Here is a 2,274-nt window from a genome sequence, read left to right on the forward strand (position 1 = left end):
GGTGAGCACCGCCGGGGGCCGCAGCCGGCGCAACAGCAGCAGAGCGAGCAGACAGCCGACGGTGATGATCAGGGCGATCAGGCCGGGCAGCGCGAACAGCACCACCTCGGATTCCCGGACCCCGCCGGGCGCCTCCCAGCGCCGGGGCAGGGCGAACCCGATGCCGAAGATGCGCGCGCGGACCGCGACCGTGACGCCGGGCAGGCAGAGCACAAGCAGGCCGAGCACCAGCGCGCAGGCGCCTGCGGTGGGCACGGCCGAGGCCAGGCTGTAGCCGACCAGCAGGGACAACGCGAGGGCGCCGGTGAGCGCGACGGCCGGACCGGGTCCGTCGGCATCGGCGGTCAGCACGGCCACGACGGCCAGACCGATGGAGGCCGACACCGCCGCCACCGGCATCGGACGATACGCGGCGAGCACCATGCCCGCCGCGCCCACGGCCAACAGCAACGGCACCATCCAGCCGGTCAGCGGCATGAGGAAGATCGCCCCGCCCGTGGCGCTCGCCGCGACCGCGCACAGCACCATCTGGCCCTCGCGATGTGGCAGCAGCAGCGCGCTGATCAGCGCGGCGAGCACGGCCAGCAGGGCGACGGGCAGCGCGTCGTAGGGCGTCGAATCATCACGGACCAGCCAGGCGGAGCCGATCACTCTGCCCGCGGTGAGCACCAGCACCGCGAGGATGGGCCGCAGCGGCAACTCGACCGAGAGCGCCTGATCGTCCGGCCGCCGCCCCGGCGAGCAGTACACGCAGACCACGAGCAGAACCGTGGTCGGCACGATCAGCGCGATCGAAGGCATGTCCACGACGAACCAGCCAAGCGGCGAGTCGCCCGCCGATCCGGTGAACTCGGCGTCGGAGACGCTCAGGTCGCCGAGCATGACGGCACACATGGCGCCCAGCACCGCCACCAGCAGCGACATCCTGCGGTGGCGCACCGCCGTGAGCACGCCGCCGAGCACGACGCCACCCGCGATGCAATCGATGTAGTTCAGCGTCGTCAGCGGCGCGAAACCCGATAGATTCTGCCCCAGCAAATGGTTGGCGAGCAGGATCAGGCTGCCCGCGAGCGCGAGTATCCAGGCCATCCTGGCGGAGGTCGTGGTGAGCGCGAACCCCACCATGACGATCGCCGCGACGCCGCCGACAGAGGTCGCCTTGGGCAGGCTGTGCACGAGCAGCTCCATCTGCAGCGACGCCGTGCCGCTGGCCCAGGCGAGCGAGATCGGTGTGGACAGCGCCAGACAGCCCATCAGGACAGACAGGAACACCGTGACCGATTCGATCACTCTCGGACTGGGCCGCACCTGCTTCAACGTAGTCGACCCCCGCCCGCCTGTGGGGGTTTGCCGAGGTGTGTCCGCAGTTCAGCGGCATCGCGGTCCCCACAGGTCACAGCGGTGGGCAACCGACGCTCAGCGCACCCGCAGCGCCGTCAGCCGCCACCCGGTCCGCCGTCCGCGCACCGCACGCGCCGCCAGGGCGAACCGCCGCCCGCCCCGCTCGTACCCGGCGCACAACTCCGCCGCGTCGGCCCCGACCGGACGCACCCGCACCCCGGCCAGGATCGCGGGCCCGAGTTCGCGCCTCGGCGCCAGATCGCCGGTCACCAGGGTGCGCACGGCGGCCAGCACCAGCGGGTCGGCGATGCCGGCCAGCTGCCCGACCGGCCTGCGCCGATCGAGCACCTCGAGAACCGCCCGCAGCGAACGGTCGGCGAATCGTCCCACCTCCGCGTGGATCCCGTCCGCGCGGATCTCGGCGCCTTCGGCGGCATGGTGGATCTCAGCGCCTTCGGCGGCGTGGTGGACCTCAGCGCCTTCGGCGGCGTGCGCGGCCCGCATCGCCAGCCGCACGCCCGCTCCGTGCCGACAACGCGCTCGCACGGAGCCCGCCGCGCCCTCGGCGCCACCGGCATCGACCCGGCCGTTCACCGCCCCCGAACCACGGGCACGTCCGGCAGCCGCGGTTCGCCGCGGCCCGCGCACGCTCGCGCACCGGCCGTCTCGCCCACCATCGGCCCACGGTAGGCCGACCATGCGGGCGGCGGCGTCTGCCCCTGCGTCGCGCGGGCCGGCAGCCGGTGGCCGCGCATCCGGGGTCCCGGCCTCGCGCACGCCGCCGACGGATGACCGGATTCCCGGCCTCCCGGCCTCACCCGCGCGGCCGGGATCGGTCGCACGGCCACGATGCCGCACCACCGGCCGCGCCCCGCGCCGCGGCGGGGCGCCGCCCCGCCCCGGGGGCCACACCCCACCGGACGCGGGCCCACC

2 protein-coding genes are annotated in these 2,274 nt (G+C 74.3%); both read right to left on the reverse strand.

From position 1 onward, the window contains the following. A partial coding sequence (locus QH283_RS04635) for a hypothetical protein (RefSeq protein WP_280501772.1) occupies nt 1–1,290 on the reverse strand: 1,290 nt, incomplete at its 3' end. Nucleotides 1,291–1,416: 126 nt separating this feature from the next. Next, nucleotides 1,417–1,857 carry an Rv3235 family protein gene (locus tag QH283_RS04640; protein ID WP_280501773.1) on the reverse strand — a complete coding sequence of 147 codons (441 nt, stop codon included), beginning with the start codon at nt 1,855–1,857 and terminating at the stop codon, nt 1,417–1,419. Between the last annotated feature and the right edge of the window lie 417 nt (nt 1,858–2,274).

Source organism: Nocardia farcinica, assembly GCF_029867845.1.
Taxonomy (GTDB): Bacteria; Actinomycetota; Actinomycetes; order Mycobacteriales; family Mycobacteriaceae; genus Nocardia; species Nocardia farcinica_A.